Raw genomic sequence first — 18,516 nt, 5'->3', positions numbered from 1 at the left:
TTCGACAAATGAAAACCAGCTTCGGTGCAATGACCGGCAGAGAACGCCTGTGCTTTGTGCTCAAATATCTGTTTATGGCGCTGTGCGTGGTTGTTGCGCTGTTCCCGATCATCTGGGTCATCCTGTCCTCGTTCAAGACGAATGCGGAGATCCTGTCGAACGGCATTTCGCTGCCGACGCACTTCGGGTTTGACGGCTATCAGTCCGCACTGGATATGGCGCCGATCTTCAAGTTCTTCGGCAACAGCGTGATCGTCACCTGCTGTGCGACTGTACTCAATGTGCTCGTCTTCGCTATGGCAGGCTACGCGTTTGCGCGCTTCCGCTTTCCGTGCGATAAGCTGCTGTACATGCTGCTCAGCCTGTCGCTCGTCATTCCGATGACGGCACTGCTGCAGCCGGTGTACAGCGTGGTCAACAATCTGGGCCTGTACGATACCAAGGCGGGTCTGATTCTGGTCAACACCGCACTGAATATGCCGATGAGCCTGCTCATCCTGCGCGGCGCATTCCAGTCCATTCCCAAGGCGATCGAAGAGGCCGCCTACATCGACGGTGCGGGCTTCCTGCGCACGTTCTTCCAGATCATGATGCCGTGCGCCAAGGGCGGTCTGACGAGCGCAGCTGTGCTGTGCTTCCTCAATACATGGAACGAATTTACGTTCTCCCTGATCCTGACCAGCAGCGAGAGTGCCCGCACGCTGCCGCTGTCGCTCAGCTACTTTACCAGCCAGTTCAGCTTTAACTACACGGCGCTGTTTGCCGCAGTTACCATTGCGGTCATTCCTTCGATCATCGTGTTTGCGATCTTCCAGGAGCAGGTCGTTTCCAGCCTGACCGCGGGTTCGGTCAAAGAATAAACGAGGTGAAATTACATGGCAAGCATTAGTTTGAATCACATCAAGAAGGTGTACCCCGGTGATATCGAGGTTATCTCCGACCTGAACCTGCAGATCAAGGATAAGGAGTTCGTCGTACTGGTCGGACCGTCCGGCTGCGGCAAATCGACCACACTGCGCATGATCGCGGGTCTGGAGGAGATTTCGGACGGCGAAATGTACATCGGTGACCGCAAGGTGAACGATGTAGCGCCGAAGGACCGTGATATCGCGATGGTTTTCCAGAACTACGCGCTCTATCCGCATATGACGGTTTACAAGAACATGGCATTCGCGCTCAAGCTGCGAAAAACACCTAAGGACGAAATCGATCGCAAGGTGCACGAGGCGGCTAAGGTGCTGGATATCGAGCATCTGCTCAACCGCAAGCCCAAGCAGCTTTCCGGCGGCCAGCGGCAGCGTGTCGCGCTCGGACGTGCGATGGTGCGCGACCCGGCGGTATTCCTGCTCGATGAGCCGCTGTCCAATCTGGATGCCAAGCTGCGCACCCAGATGCGCACCGAGATCATCAAGCTGCATCAGAAGCTGGATACGACCTTTGTTTACGTTACGCATGACCAGACCGAGGCCATGACCATGGGCGACCGTATTGTTGTTATGAAGGGCGGCGAGATTCAGCAGGCGGACACACCGCAGACGCTGTATGACCATCCGTGCAATCTGTTCGTTGCGGGCTTCATTGGTTCGCCGCAGATGAACTTCATGGACGCCGAGCTGGGACGCGATGCGGACGGCTACAAGCTGACCTTCGCGGACCAGAGCCTGCACTTTGCGGGCAGCGATGCGCTGAGTGAGTACGTCGGAAAGACGGTCGTGTTCGGCATCCGTCCGGAGAATCTGCACACCTCGGGTGAAAAGTTTACGCAGAATGCGGCGCATACGCTCACCATGCATGTGGATATTGCCGAGCTGATGGGCGCGGAGATTTACGCGCACTGCACCTGTGACGGTACGTCCGTTACCGTGCGTACGCCGTCCGGCGAGCCGATTCATGCGGGCGACACCATCACCGCGGCTGTGGATATGAGCCGCATCCATTTGTTCGATAAGCAGACCGAACGCGCGATCGCGTTCTGACAGGAGGAAAATCTGTGTTTCGTCCATCCTATTTGAAAGAAGGTCCGGGCGTTGCCAAGGATGCACCGGAAAAAACCGGCGCTGCATGGGTCGGAGAGACCCTTGCGCGGGAGTTCTGGCAGCTCGTCAAGCTGAATGTTCTGTTTCTGCTGTGCTGTCTGCCGGTCGTGACCTTCGGTGCGGCTCGAGCCGCCATGGCGCGCTGCACGGTCAATATGGCGCGTGATGTGCCGAACGACGTGTGGACCGATTTCCGTGCGGCGCTGCGGCAGGATACGGTGCGCAATCTTCTGTGCGGACTGGCCGAGCTTGCGCTGCTGTGGATGGGCGTGATGCTGGTAACGGCGGACGGATTTTTCCCGGCGCTGCTGGGCATGCTGCTGCTCTGCGTCACGGCTGCGTTTTTCCAGAATTTCTGGGCAGTACAGGCGGCGGTGGACATCCCGTTTGCGGCGGCGGCGAAAAATGCGTGGTTGCTGTGTCTGCTCCGTCCCGGCATGACTGTGCTGGGGCTGGGCGTAAATGCGCTGCTGCTGATTCCGGCAGTGCTGTTTTTCCCGCTTTCTCTGCCGTATGTGCTGCTGTTCCCGTGCGGTCTGTCCGGATTTACCTCGGGCATGATCGGCTGGTCCAGCTGCAAACGGTATCTGATTCGATAACAGGAGGTATCTTTTTATGAAATTAACGGTAATCGGCGGCGGCGGTGTACGCTCCATGTTCCTCGCAAAGAGCATTGCGCAGCGTGCGGAGGAGCTGCACATCGACGAGCTGGTATTTATGGATAACGATCCGGAAAAGCTCCGCATCTACGGCGGTCTGGCGGCACACGTTGCGCGTATGCTGTGCCCGACCATGAAGTTCACGCTGACCTCCAGTGCGGAGGAGGCGGTAACCGATGCGGATTACGTCATCACGACCATCCGTGTCGGCGGCGATGCGACTCGCGTGCGCGATGAACGACTGGCGCTTGATCTGGGTATTCTCGGTCAGGAAACGACCGGCGCTGCCGGCGTTTCGTTCGCCATGCGCTCGATCCCTGCGCTGGCTGAATACTGCGAGCTGATCAAAAAGCTGGCAAAGCCGGGCGTCAAGGTATTCAACTTCACCAATCCGGCAGGCGTGGTTTCGCAGGCGCTGCGCGATATGGGATATGATTTCACCTACGGTATCTGCGACGCACCGAGCGGCATGCTGCACCAGTTTGCCGACCTGTACGGCGTGGATGCGTCCCGCATTTACGGCGAGTGCTACGGTTTGAATCATCTGTCCTACTTCCAGAGCATCAAGGTGGACGGAAAGGAGATCATGACCGAGCTGATCGCCAATGACGAGGCTTACGCCAAGACCGATATGCGCTTTTTCGAGAAGCGTCTGCTCGAGGACCGCGGCTGTGTGCTCAATGAGTACCTCTACTACTTCTACTACCGTGAAAAGGCGGTTGCCAACATTCTGAATGCCAAGCAGACGCGCGGCGAGATGATCTGCGACATCAACCGCCACATGACCGAGGAGCTGTCTAAGATCGACATCGAGAACGACTTCGAGGCAGGTCTCAAGTGCTTTGAGAAGTGGTACGGCATCCGCGAGAACAACTATATGGCCAACGAGACCGGTATTCACCGCGACAAGCCGTGGACGTTTGATGTGTATTCCAAGGACGCGGGCGGCTACGCAGGCGTTGCGCTCAAGTTCATCGAGATTGCAGCCTCCGGCGGCATGGGCACGATGATCCTGTGCGCACCGAACGGCAATGCCATCGAGGGCCTCGAGCCGACCGATATTATCGAGGTTACCTGCGATATCTCCCGCGAGGGCTGCAAGCCGCACCATATCGAGAACATTCCGGAGAGCAACCTCGAAATGATCCGCCGCGTAAAATATTACGAACGTCTGGCGGCACGCGGTATCGTCAACCGATCCAGAAAGGATATTACCGAGTGCCTGACCATGCACCCGCTGGTCGGCTCTTACTCGCTGGCAAGCAAGCTGACCGACGAGTATATCAAGCTCAACGCGCCGTATATCGGGGACTGGAGGGACTGACGCATGTCGTTTCTCGCTTCGGTCGGTGTGACCAATGTGGATTTGATGTATGTCGGCATGCCGCGCGTGCCGCAGGAGGGCGAGGAGATCTTTTCGCAGGATTTCCGCGTGCTGCTCGGCGGCGGTGCACCGGGTACGGCAGTAAACGCCGCCCGGCTGGGCATTCCGACCCGTCTGGCGACCTATCTCGGCAGCGATCTGTTTTCCGGCTTTGCCCGCGCGCAGTTTGAGCAGAACGGCGTTTCTCCGTACAATCTGGCGGCGGAGGGCGAGACCGGTATTCCGGTGAATGTCACTAGTGCCATGCTCACGCCCGGCGACCGTACATTTGCGACCTACTGCAAGCCGACCGCCATCACGGACGAGCTGCTCGAGCGGGTATATACCATGTCTAAGGGCGCTAAGTTGGTGCAGATGCAGGAGGGCTTTTTGCCGGTATATCGCAAGCTGCACAAGGAAGGAGCCATTCTGATTTTCGACATGGGCTGGGATGATGAGCTGAGCTTTGAGAAGTACGGTGATTATCTGCGTCTGGCGGATTACTATACGCCGAATACCAAGGAAGCGCTCAAGATTACCGGCAGGGACACGCCGGAGGAGGCGCTCCGCGTGCTGGCGGAGTATTTTGAGCACCCGCTGGTCAAGCTGGATAAGGACGGCTGTCTCATCCTCGAGGATGGCAGGCCGCGTCTGCTGCGCAATATTCCGGAATTCACCTGTAAGGATTCCACCGGTGCGGGCGATGCGTTCCTTGCAGGACTGATGTACGGTCTGTACCATGGCTATCCGTTCGCGGATTGTGTGCGGTTCGGCAACATCACAGGCGGCAAGAGTGTCACCGGTGTGGGCTGCCTGACCGAGTATGTGCAGGAGAGCGAGCTGCTCGCACTGCGTGAAAAGTATAAGGATTTATAAGCGTTTGGAGGCTTTTTTGTTATGAGAATCATTCGTGCAAAGGATTACAAGGATATGAGCCGCAAGGCGGCAAATATCATTTCCGCGCAGGTCATCCTCAAGCCGGATTCCGTGCTCGGCCTTGCCACCGGCTCGTCGCCGATCGGCACATATGAGCAGCTGGTCAAGTGGTACGAAAAGGACGATCTGGATTTTGCGGATGTGACTACAGTCAATCTGGATGAATACTATGGCATGAAGCCGGAAAACGATCAGAGCTATCATTATTTCATGCACGACCACTTTTTTGACCATGTGAACATTGACCCGTCGCGTATCAATCTGCCGAACGGCATGGAGCCGGACGAGAAAAAGGAGTGCGCCCGCTATGACGCGGTGCTCCGCAGTGTGGGCGATGTGGATATCCAGCTGCTCGGCATCGGCCGCAATGGCCATATCGGATTCAACGAGCCGGACGACTGCTTTGCCAAGGGCACGCACTGCGTGGAGCTGACCGAGTCCACCATCGAGGCAAACAAGCGCTTTTTCGTCAGCGAGGACGAGGTGCCGCGCCGTGCCTACTCGATGGGCATTCACACCATCATGACCGCAAAAAAGGTGCTGGTCGTTGCCAGCGGCGAGGACAAGGCGTGGGCTATCCGTGAATCCTGCTTCGGTCCGGTAACGCCCAAGGTGCCCGGTTCGATTCTGCAGCTGCACAACGACGCGATCGTTATCGCAGATGAGGCAGCTCTCAGCCTGTGCGGCGATTTTCTCTGATTCCTGATCATAACGGCGGCGGTACCGTGTTTTATCTTACCGTGCGGTAAATCAACAGCATTCTGCGGTACCGTCGTTTTGAAACCCGAAGTGCAGTTCTGTCTCCTTCTGCGCTTTGGGTTTTATGATTTTTCGCAAGGGAGGTGCGATATGGTGCGCGTTACCGATATGACACACGACCGTCCGATACGGCTGATTCTGCTGTTTTCGCTGCCGCTGATGCTGGGCAGCGTGTTTCAGCAGCTGTATACCATCGTGGATACGATCATCATCGGACGCGGTGTCGGCATGCAGGCATTGGCATCCATCGGTGCGGCGGATTGGATCAACTGGCTGGTTTTATGGGGACTGCAGGGCTTTACGCAGGGCTTTGCGATTCTCACGGCACAGGAGTTCGGCGCGGGCGCATACGACCGGCTGCGTCGTGTACTGGCTATGATCGTTAAGCTGTCGTGCTGGTTCGGTATTGCGGTGACGATCATCAGCCTGTTGCTGGTAAGGCCGCTGCTCACACTGCTGCACACTGATCCTGCGGTGTTCGGCGGAGCACAGACGTACTTATATGTGCAGTTCGGCGGCTCGCTCATCATCATTGCGTACAACATGGCGGCGGCCGTGCTGCGCTGTCTGGGCGACAGCAGAACACCGCTGTTTGCGATTATCGCGGCGAGCTTTGCTAATATTGCGCTCGACCTGCTGTTCGTGATGGGCTTTGGCTGGGGCATTTTCGGAGCCTCGTTCGCAACCGTGCTGGCGCAGTTGATTGCGTTTCTGCTGTGTCTGCGGTCTCTGCGGCGGCTGCCGTTCGTGCAGATGACAAAGGCTGACTGGAAAACCGACCCTGCCATTCTGCTGCACCTGTGCCGCCTCGGCATTCCGACCGGTCTGCAGATGAGCATGATCACACTGGGAGGCATGGTGCTGCAGTCAGTGCTGAACGGCTTCGGCGTGGTGTTCGTGGCGGGCTATACGGCGGCCAACAAGCTGTACGGCATACTCGAAAGTGCATCAGTGGCGTTTGGCTATGCCATGACAGCCTACATGGGGCAGAACCGCGGTGCACGAAACGCGGCACGCATTGATGCAGGCATTCGGGCGGTACTGGTGCTGTCCGCCGAATTTACAGCCGCCATCGTGACGGCTATGCTTGTTGCGGGCAAACCGCTGCTGGGACTGTTTCTTTCGACCGAGGAGGCGGGCGCAGCAGATGCGCTGGCGGTGGCCTATCGGTATCTCATGGTGCTGATGACGTTTTTGTTTGCACTGTTCGTGCTGCAGGCGTATCGCTCCTCTCTGCAGGGTCTGGGTGAAATGACTGTGCCGACGCTCTCTGGCTTTGCAGAAATGCTTATGCGCATGGGCGCGGCACTCGTGCTGCCGGTTTTCATTGGAAAGAGCGGTGTATTCTTTGCGGAAGGCGCAGCATGGGTGTGCGCGGCGGCGCTCAATCTGGTATGGTATTATATGCGGATTGGGAAAATCAAGCGGGATATGCTGAAATAACAAAAAGACAGCGAAAGCTGTCTTGAGGCTGTCGAAAAACTCCGTTTTTCGACAGCCTCTCGATTGAAACCACGATTTCAATCGAATCTTGACGAAAAGCCGCGCCCTACGGGCACAATTTTTCGTCCCTTGTATAATTCCCGAGGTACACGCCCCCGGGAATTATGAATTTGCTGTGCAAATTCTATTTTATGCGTGCTGCCGCACGAAAAGTAAAAACGATAGATTGACTTTTTCGACAGACTGAAGACAGCGAAAGCTGTCTTTTTGTGTTTACAGAGTCGTTTATCTGTTTACTCATCGAAACACAAAAAAGTGAAAAAATCCCTCAAATAATCGAAAGACGGATTTTGTCTCCGGACGCTATAATCAAGTCGTACAGAACAATACACTGGGAAAGTCGTATTCGGACGAAAGGAGAGTGCACCGGTGAGAGCAATTTTACTGCTTTTTGATTCACTGAACCGGCACTGTCTGGAGCCGTATGGCTGCGGCTGGACGCAAACGCCGAATTTCAGCCGTCTGGCAAAGCATTCGGTCATGTTTGACCGCTGTTATGCCGGCTCACTGCCGTGCATGCCTGCTCGGCGGGAGCTGCACACCGGACGGTATAATTTTCTGCACCGAAGCTGGGGACCAATCGAGCCGTTTGATGACTCAATGCCGGAGCTGCTCAAGAAAAGCGGCGTATACACGCATCTGATCTCGGATCATCAGCACTACTGGGAGGATGGCGGTGCTACCTATCACACGCGCTACAACTCATGGGAGTGCGTGCGAGGACAGGAAGGTGATCCGTGGAAGGCTCATGTCGGTGCAGTGGAACTGCCGCCGCATTTGGGGCAGGCAAATAAACAGGATGAAGTTAACCGTGCCTATATCCGCGGACTGGGAAAGCAGCCGCTGGAGAAGGTGTTCGGTCTGGCGCATGAATTCCTGAATGAAAACCGTGATGCGGATAACTGGCTGCTGCATATCGAACCCTTTGATCCGCATGAGCCGTTTTTTGCGCCGGAAGAGTATCAGAATCGCTATTCGGATGACTATAATGGGACGCGGTTTGATTGGCCGCCTTATGACCATGTGACGGAACCTCTGGCTGCACAGGTGCACTGCCGCAATCAGTACGGTGCACTGTTGACCATGTGTGATGCATATTTGGGCAAACTGCTCGATTACATGGATGTACACCGGATGTGGCAGGATACCATGCTTATCGTGGCGACCGACCACGGCTTTTTGCTGGGAGAGCATGGATGGTGGGCGAAAAATCGTCCGCTGTTTTACGAGGAGCTGTCGCACACACCGCTGTTCATTTGGGATCCGCGAACCGGAGCAGCAGGAGAACGCCGGAAAGCTCTGGTGCAGACTATCGACCTTGCGCCGACGCTACTGTCGTACTTTGGCGTACCTGTTCCACCGGATATGCAGGGTCACGACCTGCAAACCGTTCTGCAGCAGGATATACCAGTTCGTGATGCTGCGCTGTTTGGTATGTTCGGCGCGCATGTCTGCGTGACAGATGGTCGATGGGTATATATGCGGGCTGATCGACCGGGCACAGCGCTCTATGATTATACGCTGCTGCCGCTGCATCAGCGAGCCATGTATGCACCGGAAGAACTGCAGAAACTGACGCTGCACGAGCCGTTTTCCTTTACCAAAGGGTGCAGAACGCTGAAAATTGCCATGCCAAAGGATTTTTATCCATGCATGTCCACTGCGCCGGAGGAAAACCGAGATGCACTGTTCGATCTGCAGACCGATCCTAAGCAAGAACACCCGATAAAGGATCTGATACAGGAGCAGCACATGATTGATTTAATGCGTCGTTTGATGCAGGAAAACGATGCGCCGGCAGAGCAATATGCGAGAATCGGCTTGCAGCAGCCGTAAGAATAACAGGGAGGAACAACATGAAAACCATCTTCATTCTGTGCGATACACTCAATCGACGCATGCTGTCCGCGTATGGTGCGGGCGAGGACGCGGCCATCACACCGAATATTGACCGGCTGGCGCGGCGATCTGTCGTGTTTGACAGCCACTGGTGCGGCTCTGCGCCGTGCATGCCCGCACGCCGCGACATCATGACCGGACGGCTGAACTTTCTTGAAAAACCGTGGGGAGCAATGGAGCCGTTTGATCAGAGCCTGCAGAGCATTCTTTCTGGTGAAAAGAATGTGCATACGCAGATGTTTGCCGATCATGCGCACTATATCATCTGCGGCGGTGAAAATTATGTCAAGGGGTTTACCGCATGGGAGGTCAACCGAGGTCAGGAATGTGATCCGGTGTGGACGCGTCCGTGTAAGGACGGTATTCGTCCGGATACGCCGCCGAAGTGGTTTAAAGGCTCGTGGACCGAAGCTGAACATGAAAACCGTTCGCACTTTCACACAGAGTATGATTATCCGAGCGTAAAGACCATGTGGCATGCAGCGGAATGGCTGGAGGACAATCATGACGCGGATAACTATTTTCTGTGGGTAGAGGCGTTTGACCCGCATGAGCCGTATGACTGCCCGAAGTATTATCTCGATTTGTACGAGAAGGAAGGCGACTATGACGGACCGGACTTCACGCATCCGTCCTATGCGCCAAACGAGTTTAATGAGGCGGAGACCGAGCATCTGCGCAGACGCTGCAAGGCTGTCATGACCATGACTGACCGTCATCTCGGTGAAATTCTTGATGTGATGGATAAGTACAACATGTGGGAGGACACTATGCTGGTGTTTACCACGGACCACGGCTATCATCTCGGCGAGCACGGCTATATGGCGAAAAACTATATGGCGCCGTACAACGAGGTTTTCCACATCCCGCTGATGATTTCGGCACCCGGTGTACAGCCAGGACGATGCAGTGCAGTAACGCAGAACATTGATGTTCTGCCGACCGTGATGGAGTATTACGAGATTTCGCAGGAGGTGCTGCAGTATCCAATCCACGGCAAGAGCCTGTTGCCGCTGCTGCGCGGTGAGATCGACAAGGTTCGTGACGGTGCGATCTTCGGCTATTTCGGCAAGCAGATGGCGTGGACGGACGGCAAATACACCTATTTCCGTGCCGCAAAGGACGAGAAAAACCAGCCGCTGTACGTTTACACAGCTATGCCGACCGTTCTGCGTCAGTTCTACGGCGGCAACGATGCTGTAAACACCGAGGATTACAAGCGGATTGAGATGGGTCGCTTCCTGCCTTGGACGGACTATCCGGTATACCGTTTCCCGGCGGATATTATTCACTGGGGCAATGATTCGCAGCAGTTTGTCGGTCGTTCGCCGTATAACGAGGAAACACTGCTGTTCGATATCGAATCGGATTATGCACAGGAGCATCCGCTGCACGATGAAGCACTGGAGCGGCACTGCATCGAGCAGATGAAACGCTGTATGGCGGCACACGACGCACTGCCGGAGCAGTACGAACGTTTGGGTATCTGATAAAACTGGTTGAAATGCACATTCTTGCTGGAAGGATAAGGGTGTGCATTTTTGCCATATTTCCTGTATCATAAAAGAAGCGGTGCAATCGACGGAATTTGACAGCGCAGGAATATGGCAGAGGAGCGAGCACATTGCAGAGAGAAAAGAGAAATGGGGTATGGCGTATGCTGCTTTGCGGAAGCAAACGCCGCAAAATGTCGCAGAGCATGATAGCGACCAGTCTGCTGTGCGTGCTGATTTCGGTAGCGATTGCGGTCTGCGCGATCGGATATTTTACCTTTCAGCTTGTAGTAGGCGAAAAAGGCAAGGCCCGCGTAGATGTACTGCAGCAGATCAGCGACAGCAACTCGGTCAACCGCACCAACATGGTGAAGGCGATGGATGCACTGTATGAGGATTTTTACGATGATCTGACGGCGCCGAAAAGTGAAAAGAGCAGCTGTGCCATCCAAATGCTGCTGGAGCAGACCGACCGTCAGTTCAAACGGATCGGCATGGATATGACGATCGATATTCTGATGAACGACCGCCGTATGTTTTCGACTGACCCGGATGAAAACAATCTGAAAAGCCTGAAAAACACCTACTGGTACATCAAGCATTACAGCGGTGAGACTGATACCAGCTGGAATCTGCGCTTCTGGGATGTGGATGATATTTCTACTTATGGTCTGGCGTACGGCAAGACCGTATATGCTCAGGATGGCAAGGTTGTCGGAATGATTGTACTTACCTCGCGGTATGAAGCACTGTTTCGCACGTTTCAAAAGCTGGTCAGCGACGGTGTGAAGGTGTACATTCTTGACCGGAACGGCATCATTATTTCGCACACCAATCCCAACCGCGTTGGCAACTGGGCATTCGATATGAAGACATTTCAGGAGGAATACGGCAGAAATACCTATAAGATTATCCAACGCTCCAAACAAAAGATACTGATTGCCAATTACCATGATGCGTCCAGCGGTTGGACGTTTGTCGAAGAACAGAATATGGACGAGCTGCTGAGGGACGGACTGAAAACCGTGCGAAATTGTCTGACGATTGTATTGCTCGGCTGTATTGTTGCAGCAAGCATTGCGTACTGGCGCGGCAGACGCATTACGCAGGTGCTGTCCGACTTTACGGATGAGATCGGAGATATGTCGGTTGAAAAGCTGAGTGAACTGCCGGTCAAGGACGAATACGAAGAAACCTATGTGCTCAGTACCACCTTCAACGGCATGATACATCGAATTGAAGAATTGATTGATGATATCCGTATCCGAGAGCAGGAAAAACAGCGCACGGAGTACGATTTTCTACAGGCGCAGATCAATCCGCATTTCCTTAACAACACGCTGCTGTCGGTCAAGAGCCTGATCGCCATGCACCAGCAGGAACGCGCCTACCGAATGATGAATGAACTGGTCGAGCTGCTGCATATTCCGGCAACGCCGGAGATACAGTTCGTGCCGCTGGAGGAGGAGCTGCATTTGATGCGCAGCTATATGTCCATCATGAATTGCCGCACGGAAAAGGACACGGTTCTCATCTGCGAGGTGCCGGAGAAGATGTACGGCATTTATGTGCCGCGCATGATCGTGCAGCCGATCATCGGTAATGCCTTTTTTCACGGCTTTGCTGAGATGGAGGAAGGTTGTGAAATTCGCTTGAGGGCAGGTCTGCGCGGTAATGCACTGTATATTGAGGTAACGGACAACGGTGAAGGTATTGCTCCGAAGCGGTTAGAACAGGTGCAGTCAGGAAATTACCGCTCTGGGCGGTTACATCATGGCATCGGTCTGCGCAATGTGCGCAAGCGTCTGCAGATTATCTATGGCGGTCGGTCGGATGTGACGGTTCGTAGTGAGTTCGGCAAATACACCACAGTAACGATTACGATGGATCACTACCGTTCTATTCCGAAGCGGGAACAGGGAGGCGAGATAAATGAAGATCATAGTAGTTGACGACGAACCGCTGGTCAAGCAGTATATCGTGCAGTGTGTGCGCGATGCAGGCGGCGAAAATGAAATCACCGCAGCGGTGACTTCAGGTGCAAAGGTGCTGCAGGAGATGAAGGCAAACCCTGCCGATGTGGTATTTGCAGATATCACCATGCCCAAAATGGATGGTATTGAACTGCTGCAGGAGCTTCGGCGGCAGTATCCGGGCACGGCGGTCGTCATGCTGACCTGCCACGATGATTTTGAATATGCTCGTGCGGCCATGCAGAACGGTGCTAAGGATTATGTTCTAAAAACCGAGGTCAGTGCGGATAAGATTCGTGCGGTTCTGGATAAGCTGCAGAGCAGCCGGCAGCAGCATATCTCTGAGAGTGCGGTACAGCAGATCGGGCGCAGCCGCTTTCTGCGCAGTATGGTGGAGCAGAGCGAGGACATGACGCCGGTCAGTGCCGTTGATTTGCAGGAAAACAGTATTTATTTGAACGAGCGCGCATTTCTGACGGTGTTTTTTCTCAATCAAGGTCAAAATGCGGAGATTATGCAGAAAAACATGCAGGAGCATTTTGAAAATCCGCTGTTTTATGCGTACAGTGAGCAGGAGGTGTACCTGCTTGTCAACATTAGGCGGAATGCCTTTGCGGAGGAGCAGGATGCGGCGGCATATTTCTATCAATGTGCAGAGAGGCTGAACGGCGGAATCGGATGCAGCGGCGTACATCATCATTTTACCAATCTGCCAAAGTCATTTGCAGAGGCCGTGCGGGACTTTGATGCGCGGTTTTATCAGGTGTCAGCACAGAAATTGCCGCATGAGATTCATGTCAGTGAAGTGGAAAACTGTATCATGCGTGCAACGATTAAGCTGACCGATGGAGATATTCAGGGCGGCTGTGCCGATTTGGAGCGTCTGCTGCAGTGCGCAGAGAACTATAAAGTACGCAGCAGCTTTTTGCGCGAAACCGTGCAGCAGCTGTTTTCCGGTCTGGCTGTCAAGCTGGAGCCGGAGCTGCAGCATACAGCGGATGCAGTTGCCTCCTGCTGCACATTTGCGGCGTTGTGTGAAGCGGTTTGTGAAGGCATTGCCGTACTGCAGCGCAAGCACGGCGTAGGATATTCTGCTGCAATACGAAAGGCACTCGATCACATCAATGCGCATTATGCGGAGGATCTTTCACTTAATACGGTTGCGGATGTGGTATTCCTCAACCGGGATTACCTGTCGCGGCAGTTCAAGAAGGAGGTCGGCGTTAACTTTTCGGAGTATTTGATGAGCGTGCGCATGAAGCAGGCGCGCTGCTTGCTGGAAAACAGCAGTCTGCGCATTTCAGAGGTGGCTCTTCGTGTCGGTATCACGAACATGAGCTACTTCTCGACGGTTTTCCACAAGGTGTTCGGCTGCAAGCCGAATGATGTGCGCAAGAACAAGCAGAGCGGATAATGTCATAAATGTGAAAAACCGAGTCAAATATTAAAAAGACTTTGTGCAGGGTTTACGGTAAACTATACTCAAATCAAGGGAGGTTGAAAAAATGAAACACGGATACAAAAGAGCGATCGCAATGCTTCTGGCAGCAACTGTAATGACCGGTCTGACCGCGTGCGGCGGCGGTTCCTCCTCCGGCGGAGGCTCGGGTTCCGCTCCCGGCGGCTCGGGTGATGGCACGTTTACCGCTTCCGGCAAAACCCTGAATGTTGGTGTTCAGTCCAACATCATTTCTATTCCCACAGTTTATGCAGAGGAGAAGGGTTATTTCGATGATCTGGGTTTGGATGTCAACCTGATCATGTTCCCGAACGGTTCTCCGGAGAATGAGGGCTTGGCAGCAGAACAGCTTGATGTGGCTTCCAATGGCCTGGCATCGGTTTACTCGACGGCTTCCGGCCTGTGCGACTGGATCGCAGAGTCGGACAGCGGCTCGATCACTGCAAAGGTTTATGTCCGCAAGGACAGTCCGGTGCTCGATCACAAGGGCGAGATTTCCGGCAAGCCGGATATGTACGGCAGTGCAGATACACTGAAGGGCCTGACCGTTCTCGGTCCTACCTCCACGATGGAGCAGTGGATTGCAAACTCGTACTTTGCACAGTTTGGCCTAACGGCGGGTTCGGATTACGAATATCTGAACATGGATCGCGCAGCAGCTGCACAGGCGATTCTGACCGGTGAAGGCGACGTATTTGTTGCCACCGATGTTGACTACTGCAACATGATGGAATCGAACAACATGGTAGAGGTTGCAGACTGCATGGAAGCAACGGACACCGAGTTCAAGAACGGTTTCCTGGCCCGCAAGGACATTTTGGCAGACCGTTACGATGATGTGGTGCTGTTCCTGCAGGGCATGTGCAAGGCAGCTGAGGAACTGCAGGCTGATCCGGATCTGCGCAACGAGTTTGCACTCAAGTTCTATTCGGAGAACGGCAAGCCGGCTGACGAAAACGACGTTAAGACCGAGACCGAAATTCGTCCGTTCGTTGTTCCGTCCGATTATGAGGCTTCGGATTATTATCTCGGTTCCGGTCTGCTGCAGGTAGGTGATTTCTTCGCCTCCATCGGCACGATTGAAGAGGATCAGGTTGCCAATATTGAGGAAGCAATCAATGTCAATCCGCTGCAGGATGCACTCGGCATCACCGTAAAGGCAGCAACCCTGAAATAACATACTGGAAGATAAGGGAGCCCATGCTCCATGGGCTTCCTTTTCTGTACCCTGAAATGGGCGAAAATTACAGAATAAGGAAAAATAAGGCGGTCAAAGGAGAGGAGCATATGCAAGAAAAGAAAAAACTGCAGATCAATAAGTACCTGTTCATCAGTATTGCGTCGATCTGCGCAGGCATTTTTGTATGGTGGCTGGTAACGGACGGACTGGGTATTTTCCGATCGAATGCACTGCCTTCTCCGGTAAAGGTTGCCTCTACGTTTGTGAAAAAATGGTTTGAGACCAAGCCGGACGGCGCAACGCTGCTGCAGCATCTTGGTGCCAGCCTTCAGGTTGCACTCGGCGGCTATTTAATTGGTGCGATCATCGGCATCCCGCTCGGTATCTTCATGGCGTGGAACGACAAGGTGGATATACTAGTTCGTCCGGTATTCGATCTGGTTCGTACCATTCCCGGCATTGCATGGACTTCGGTTATGGTAACGCTGGTCGGCATCGGTTTTCTGTCCAAAGCGCTGGTTATCTTTATTTCCGCGATGGTCGCTATGGTTATCAACAGTTATTCCGGTATTAAGCAGACAAAAACCGTGCACCTGTGGGTCGGTCAGACCTTCGGTGCAAGCAACTGGGAGCTGCTGACCAAAGTAGCGATTCCGTCTGCACTGCCGATGATCTTCACCGGTCTGGACGTTGCTCTCGGCTCCGCATGGACCACGCTGGTTGCAGCAGAGCTGCTGGCTTCTACTAAGGGTCTCGGCTTTATGATTCAGCAGGCACGCGGTATTTTTCGACTGGATATCATCATCGTCGGTATGATCGTCATTGCGATTACCGGTGCGGTGCTGTCCTCGATTATTCAGTTTATCGGCAGAAAACTCATCAAGGGAGGTAGACGTGGATGAAAGAACGCAACAAGCGCATCGCCTATGGCGTGCTCGGTATTTTCGTTTTTCTGTGTATCTGGTACGCAGCGACTAAGTTTACCTCACTCGGCAAGGTTATGCCCGATCCGGTGACGGTTATTGCAGGCTTTTGCAAGGCATTTGTTGTACCGATCGGTACGCATTCTATGATTATGCACATCCTCATTAGTCTGCGCCGCATGCTGATTCCGTATGCGTTCGGCGGCGTGCTCGGTGTGCTGGTCGGTGTCGTGATGGGTTGGTACAAGATTGCTGATTCTATTCTGATGCCGTACATTCAGATGTTCCGCCCGATTCCGCCGATTGCATGGATTCCGCTTTCTATCGTATGGTTCGGCTTCGGTGAAGGTTCCAAGTATTTCTTGATTTTTCTGGCATGCTTCTTTACCATTGCACTGACTACCTACAACGGCGTGCACTCGGTCGATGAAACACTGGTTCGTGCGGCGCGTATGCTGGGTGCGAAAGATAACCAGCTGTTCACTTCCATTGTACTGCCAACGACGGTTCCGTACATTTTCTCCGGTCTGCAGGTAGCACTCGGCTCTGCATGGGCCACCATTGTAGCGGCAGAGATGATTCGCTCGTCCGAAGGCGTCGGCTGGCTGATCGTAAGCGGTCAGGACGTAGGCAATATGACGCAGATCATGGTAGGCATTCTGGCGATTGCCCTGACCGGTCTGCTCATCACTACCATCATGAGAGGAGTTGAATCCAAGCTATGCGCATGGACAGTGAGAGGAAAGTAACGGCTGCTGACGAGCCGTTGATCGAGTTCCGTGGTGTGGATAAGTTTTTCGACAAACCGGAGGAAGGCCGCTATCAGGTCGTTGGAGATTTGAATATTAAGGTGCGCGAAAATGAGTTCCTTGTGCTGTTCGGCCCCGGACAGTGCGGTAAGAGTACCATCCTGAACCTGATTGCAGGCTTTGAGATGCCCTCGTCGGGGCACGTTCTCTGCATGGGCAAGGATATCACCGGGCCCGGTCCGGATCGCGGCATGGTCTTTCAGAATACGGCATTGTTTCCGTGGCTTACCGTTATGGGAAACGTGGAATACGGTCCTAAGGTACGCGGTATCAAGAAGGAAGAACGCCGCCAGAGGGCACAGCATTACATTAATCTGGTCGGTCTGCAGGGATTTGAAAATTCATTCCCGGTCAAGCTGTCAGGCGGCATGCAGCAGCGTGTCGGCATTGCCCGTGCGTACTGCAATGAGCCGCTCGTGATGCTGCTCGATGAGCCGTTCGGACATCTGGATGCACAGACACGTTATCTGATGCAGGATGAGCTGACCCGCATCTGGCAGGCGGAAAAGCGCACCGTTATTTTTGTAACCAACAACATCGAGGAGGCAGTGTACCTCGCAGACCGCATTCTGGTGCTGCGCAACTGCCCAACCGGTGTTAAGGCAGAGTATGAGATCAACCTGCCGCGTCCCCGTAATTACACCGATCCGGAATTTCTGCGGCTGCGCCGCGAGATCGATTCGGTAGTAGATCATACGCTGTAAAGGAGGTGCCGGACAATGGCAAACAAAGAGCCTAAGGTAAAAGTGCAGAACCTGACCAAAAGGTTCGGTGACCTTCTGGTGCTGGATAATTTGAACTTTGAAGTAGAGGAAGGCGAGTTCCTGTGCATCGTTGGTCCGACCGGCTGCGGCAAAACTACTTTTCTGAACAGTCTGACTCGCCTGTATGAGCCGACGGCAGGCGACATTCTGGTAAACGGTATTCCGGTCGATCCGAAAAAGCAAAATATATCCTATATTTTTCAGGAGTATTCCTCCTTCCCGTGGCTGACTGTGGAGCAGAATATCCGCTTCGGTCTGGAAATCAAGAAAACGCCCAAGGCGGAGGCGGATGCCAATGTAGAGGAAATGCTGAATATTGTCGGTTTGACCAAATTCCGAAATTACTATCCCAGTCAGCTTTCCATCAGTATGCTGCAGCGCGTTGCTATCGCGCGTGCATTTGCAACCAAACCGGAGCTGCTTCTGATGGATGAGCCGTATGGTCAGTTGGATATAGACCTGCGCTTCAAGCTGGAGGACGAGCTGATCAAGCTGTGGAAAAAGACGGGTACGACCGTACTGTTTATCACTCACAACATTGAGGAAGCTGTATACCTCAGCCAGAAGATTATGGTGCTGACCAACAAGCCAACCTCGGTGAAAACCGTGCTGGACAATCCGCTGCCGCTTCCGCGTGACGTCGTTTCACCGGAATTTGTCGAGCTTCGCAACAAGGTCACCGACTTGATCAAATGGTGGTAATGTTATAATAAAAACCGATTCACTCAATCTCTCTTCTTTCCCCTTGATATCGTTTTGG

16 protein-coding genes are annotated in these 18,516 nt (G+C 53.8%); all 16 read left to right on the top strand.

The annotated features are described in order from the left end of the window. The first annotated feature begins 8 nt into the window (after positions 1–8). The 16 genes from IEY11_RS04905 (at position 9) to IEY11_RS04830 (ending at position 18,458) form a co-directional block, all read left to right on the top strand. Complete coding sequence (locus IEY11_RS04905; protein ID WP_117751200.1) at positions 9–860, top strand: carbohydrate ABC transporter permease; 852 nt, start codon at positions 9–11, stop codon at positions 858–860. 15 nt (positions 861–875) lie between these two features. Then, entirely contained in the window at positions 876–1,976 is a 1,101-nt protein-coding gene (locus tag IEY11_RS04900) for an ABC transporter ATP-binding protein (RefSeq protein ID WP_118360265.1), read from the top strand. Positions 1,977–1,990: 14 nt separating this feature from the next. Continuing rightward, positions 1,991–2,635, top strand: coding sequence for a DUF624 domain-containing protein (locus tag IEY11_RS04895; protein ID WP_188885969.1), 645 nt, complete (start codon positions 1,991–1,993; stop codon positions 2,633–2,635). A gap of 16 nt (positions 2,636–2,651) precedes the next feature. Then, positions 2,652–4,019, top strand: a complete 1,368-nt coding sequence (locus tag IEY11_RS04890) for a family 4 glycosyl hydrolase (protein WP_188885968.1) — start codon at positions 2,652–2,654, stop codon at positions 4,017–4,019. A gap of 3 nt (positions 4,020–4,022) precedes the next feature. Then, positions 4,023–4,934 (top strand): carbohydrate kinase family protein, encoded by a 912-nt coding sequence (locus IEY11_RS04885; protein WP_188885967.1) that lies wholly within the window; start codon positions 4,023–4,025, stop codon positions 4,932–4,934. Between the two features lie 21 nt (positions 4,935–4,955). Beyond that, positions 4,956–5,693: a glucosamine-6-phosphate deaminase gene (nagB, locus tag IEY11_RS04880; protein ID WP_188885966.1), complete on the top strand. Its 738-nt coding sequence runs from the start codon at positions 4,956–4,958 to the stop codon at positions 5,691–5,693. A 150-nt stretch (positions 5,694–5,843) separates the two neighbouring features. Further along, entirely contained in the window at positions 5,844–7,196 is a 1,353-nt protein-coding gene (locus IEY11_RS04875; RefSeq protein WP_188885965.1) for an MATE family efflux transporter, read from the top strand. A gap of 429 nt (positions 7,197–7,625) precedes the next feature. Then, a complete protein-coding gene (locus IEY11_RS04870; protein ID WP_118729029.1) occupies positions 7,626–9,092 on the top strand; it encodes a sulfatase in 1,467 nt (488 codons plus the stop codon). 20 nt (positions 9,093–9,112) lie between these two features. Then, positions 9,113–10,645 carry a sulfatase gene (locus tag IEY11_RS04865; protein ID WP_118729028.1) on the top strand — a complete coding sequence of 511 codons (1,533 nt, stop codon included), beginning with the start codon at positions 9,113–9,115 and terminating at the stop codon, positions 10,643–10,645. A 167-nt stretch (positions 10,646–10,812) separates the two neighbouring features. Further along, positions 10,813–12,600: a sensor histidine kinase gene (locus IEY11_RS04860; RefSeq protein WP_188885964.1), complete on the top strand. Its 1,788-nt coding sequence runs from the start codon at positions 10,813–10,815 to the stop codon at positions 12,598–12,600. Then, positions 12,581–14,035 carry a response regulator gene (locus tag IEY11_RS04855; RefSeq protein WP_188885963.1) on the top strand — a complete coding sequence of 485 codons (1,455 nt, stop codon included), beginning with the start codon at positions 12,581–12,583 and terminating at the stop codon, positions 14,033–14,035. Before IEY11_RS04860 ends, IEY11_RS04855 begins: the two co-directional genes overlap by 20 nt. Before the next feature lie 91 nt (positions 14,036–14,126). After that, positions 14,127–15,257, top strand: a complete 1,131-nt coding sequence (locus IEY11_RS04850) for an ABC transporter substrate-binding protein (RefSeq protein ID WP_188885962.1) — start codon at positions 14,127–14,129, stop codon at positions 15,255–15,257. 110 nt (positions 15,258–15,367) lie between these two features. After that, the gene (locus tag IEY11_RS04845; protein WP_201309124.1) at positions 15,368–16,162 is read left to right on the top strand and encodes an ABC transporter permease; all 795 of its coding nucleotides are present in this window, start codon (positions 15,368–15,370) and stop codon (positions 16,160–16,162) included. Beyond that, positions 16,159–16,932: an ABC transporter permease gene (locus IEY11_RS04840; RefSeq protein WP_118360276.1), complete on the top strand. Its 774-nt coding sequence runs from the start codon at positions 16,159–16,161 to the stop codon at positions 16,930–16,932. Before IEY11_RS04845 ends, IEY11_RS04840 begins: the two co-directional genes overlap by 4 nt. Continuing rightward, complete coding sequence (locus tag IEY11_RS04835; RefSeq protein WP_407926642.1) at positions 16,905–17,696, top strand: ABC transporter ATP-binding protein; 792 nt, start codon at positions 16,905–16,907, stop codon at positions 17,694–17,696. The genes IEY11_RS04840 and IEY11_RS04835 overlap by 28 nt, the downstream gene beginning before the upstream one ends. Positions 17,697–17,711: 15 nt before the next feature. Beyond that, on the top strand, positions 17,712–18,458 hold the full coding sequence (locus IEY11_RS04830; protein WP_188885960.1) for an ABC transporter ATP-binding protein: 747 nt from the start codon (positions 17,712–17,714) through the stop codon (positions 18,456–18,458). The last annotated feature ends 58 nt before the right edge of the window (positions 18,459–18,516 follow it).

This window comes from Butyricicoccus faecihominis (genome assembly GCF_014648015.1).
GTDB classification, from domain to species: domain Bacteria; phylum Bacillota; class Clostridia; order Oscillospirales; family Butyricicoccaceae; genus Agathobaculum; species Agathobaculum butyriciproducens.
Note: the sequence above shows the minus strand (reverse complement) of the source record. Positions and strands in the feature narration are given on the sequence as shown.

What these genes read in the sequence shown, in the direction of transcription:
- IEY11_RS04905 (WP_117751200.1), top strand. Translation starts at nt 9, where the DNA reads ATGAAAACCAGCTTCGGTGCAATGACCGGCAGAGAACGCCTGTGCTTT.
- IEY11_RS04900 (WP_118360265.1), top strand. Translation starts at nt 876, where the DNA reads ATGGCAAGCATTAGTTTGAATCACATCAAGAAGGTGTACCCCGGTGAT.
- IEY11_RS04890 (WP_188885968.1), top strand. Translation starts at nt 2,652, where the DNA reads ATGAAATTAACGGTAATCGGCGGCGGCGGTGTACGCTCCATGTTCCTC.
- IEY11_RS04885 (WP_188885967.1), top strand. Translation starts at nt 4,023, where the DNA reads ATGTCGTTTCTCGCTTCGGTCGGTGTGACCAATGTGGATTTGATGTAT.
- nagB (WP_188885966.1), top strand. Translation starts at nt 4,956, where the DNA reads ATGAGAATCATTCGTGCAAAGGATTACAAGGATATGAGCCGCAAGGCG.
- IEY11_RS04875 (WP_188885965.1), top strand. Translation starts at nt 5,844, where the DNA reads ATGGTGCGCGTTACCGATATGACACACGACCGTCCGATACGGCTGATT.
- IEY11_RS04865 (WP_118729028.1), top strand. Translation starts at nt 9,113, where the DNA reads ATGAAAACCATCTTCATTCTGTGCGATACACTCAATCGACGCATGCTG.
- IEY11_RS04860 (WP_188885964.1), top strand. Translation starts at nt 10,813, where the DNA reads ATGCTGCTTTGCGGAAGCAAACGCCGCAAAATGTCGCAGAGCATGATA.
- IEY11_RS04855 (WP_188885963.1), top strand. Translation starts at nt 12,581, where the DNA reads ATGAAGATCATAGTAGTTGACGACGAACCGCTGGTCAAGCAGTATATC.
- IEY11_RS04850 (WP_188885962.1), top strand. Translation starts at nt 14,127, where the DNA reads ATGAAACACGGATACAAAAGAGCGATCGCAATGCTTCTGGCAGCAACT.
- IEY11_RS04845 (WP_201309124.1), top strand. Translation starts at nt 15,368, where the DNA reads ATGCAAGAAAAGAAAAAACTGCAGATCAATAAGTACCTGTTCATCAGT.
- IEY11_RS04840 (WP_118360276.1), top strand. Translation starts at nt 16,159, where the DNA reads ATGAAAGAACGCAACAAGCGCATCGCCTATGGCGTGCTCGGTATTTTC.
- IEY11_RS04835 (WP_407926642.1), top strand. Translation starts at nt 16,905, where the DNA reads ATGCGCATGGACAGTGAGAGGAAAGTAACGGCTGCTGACGAGCCGTTG.
- IEY11_RS04830 (WP_188885960.1), top strand. Translation starts at nt 17,712, where the DNA reads ATGGCAAACAAAGAGCCTAAGGTAAAAGTGCAGAACCTGACCAAAAGG.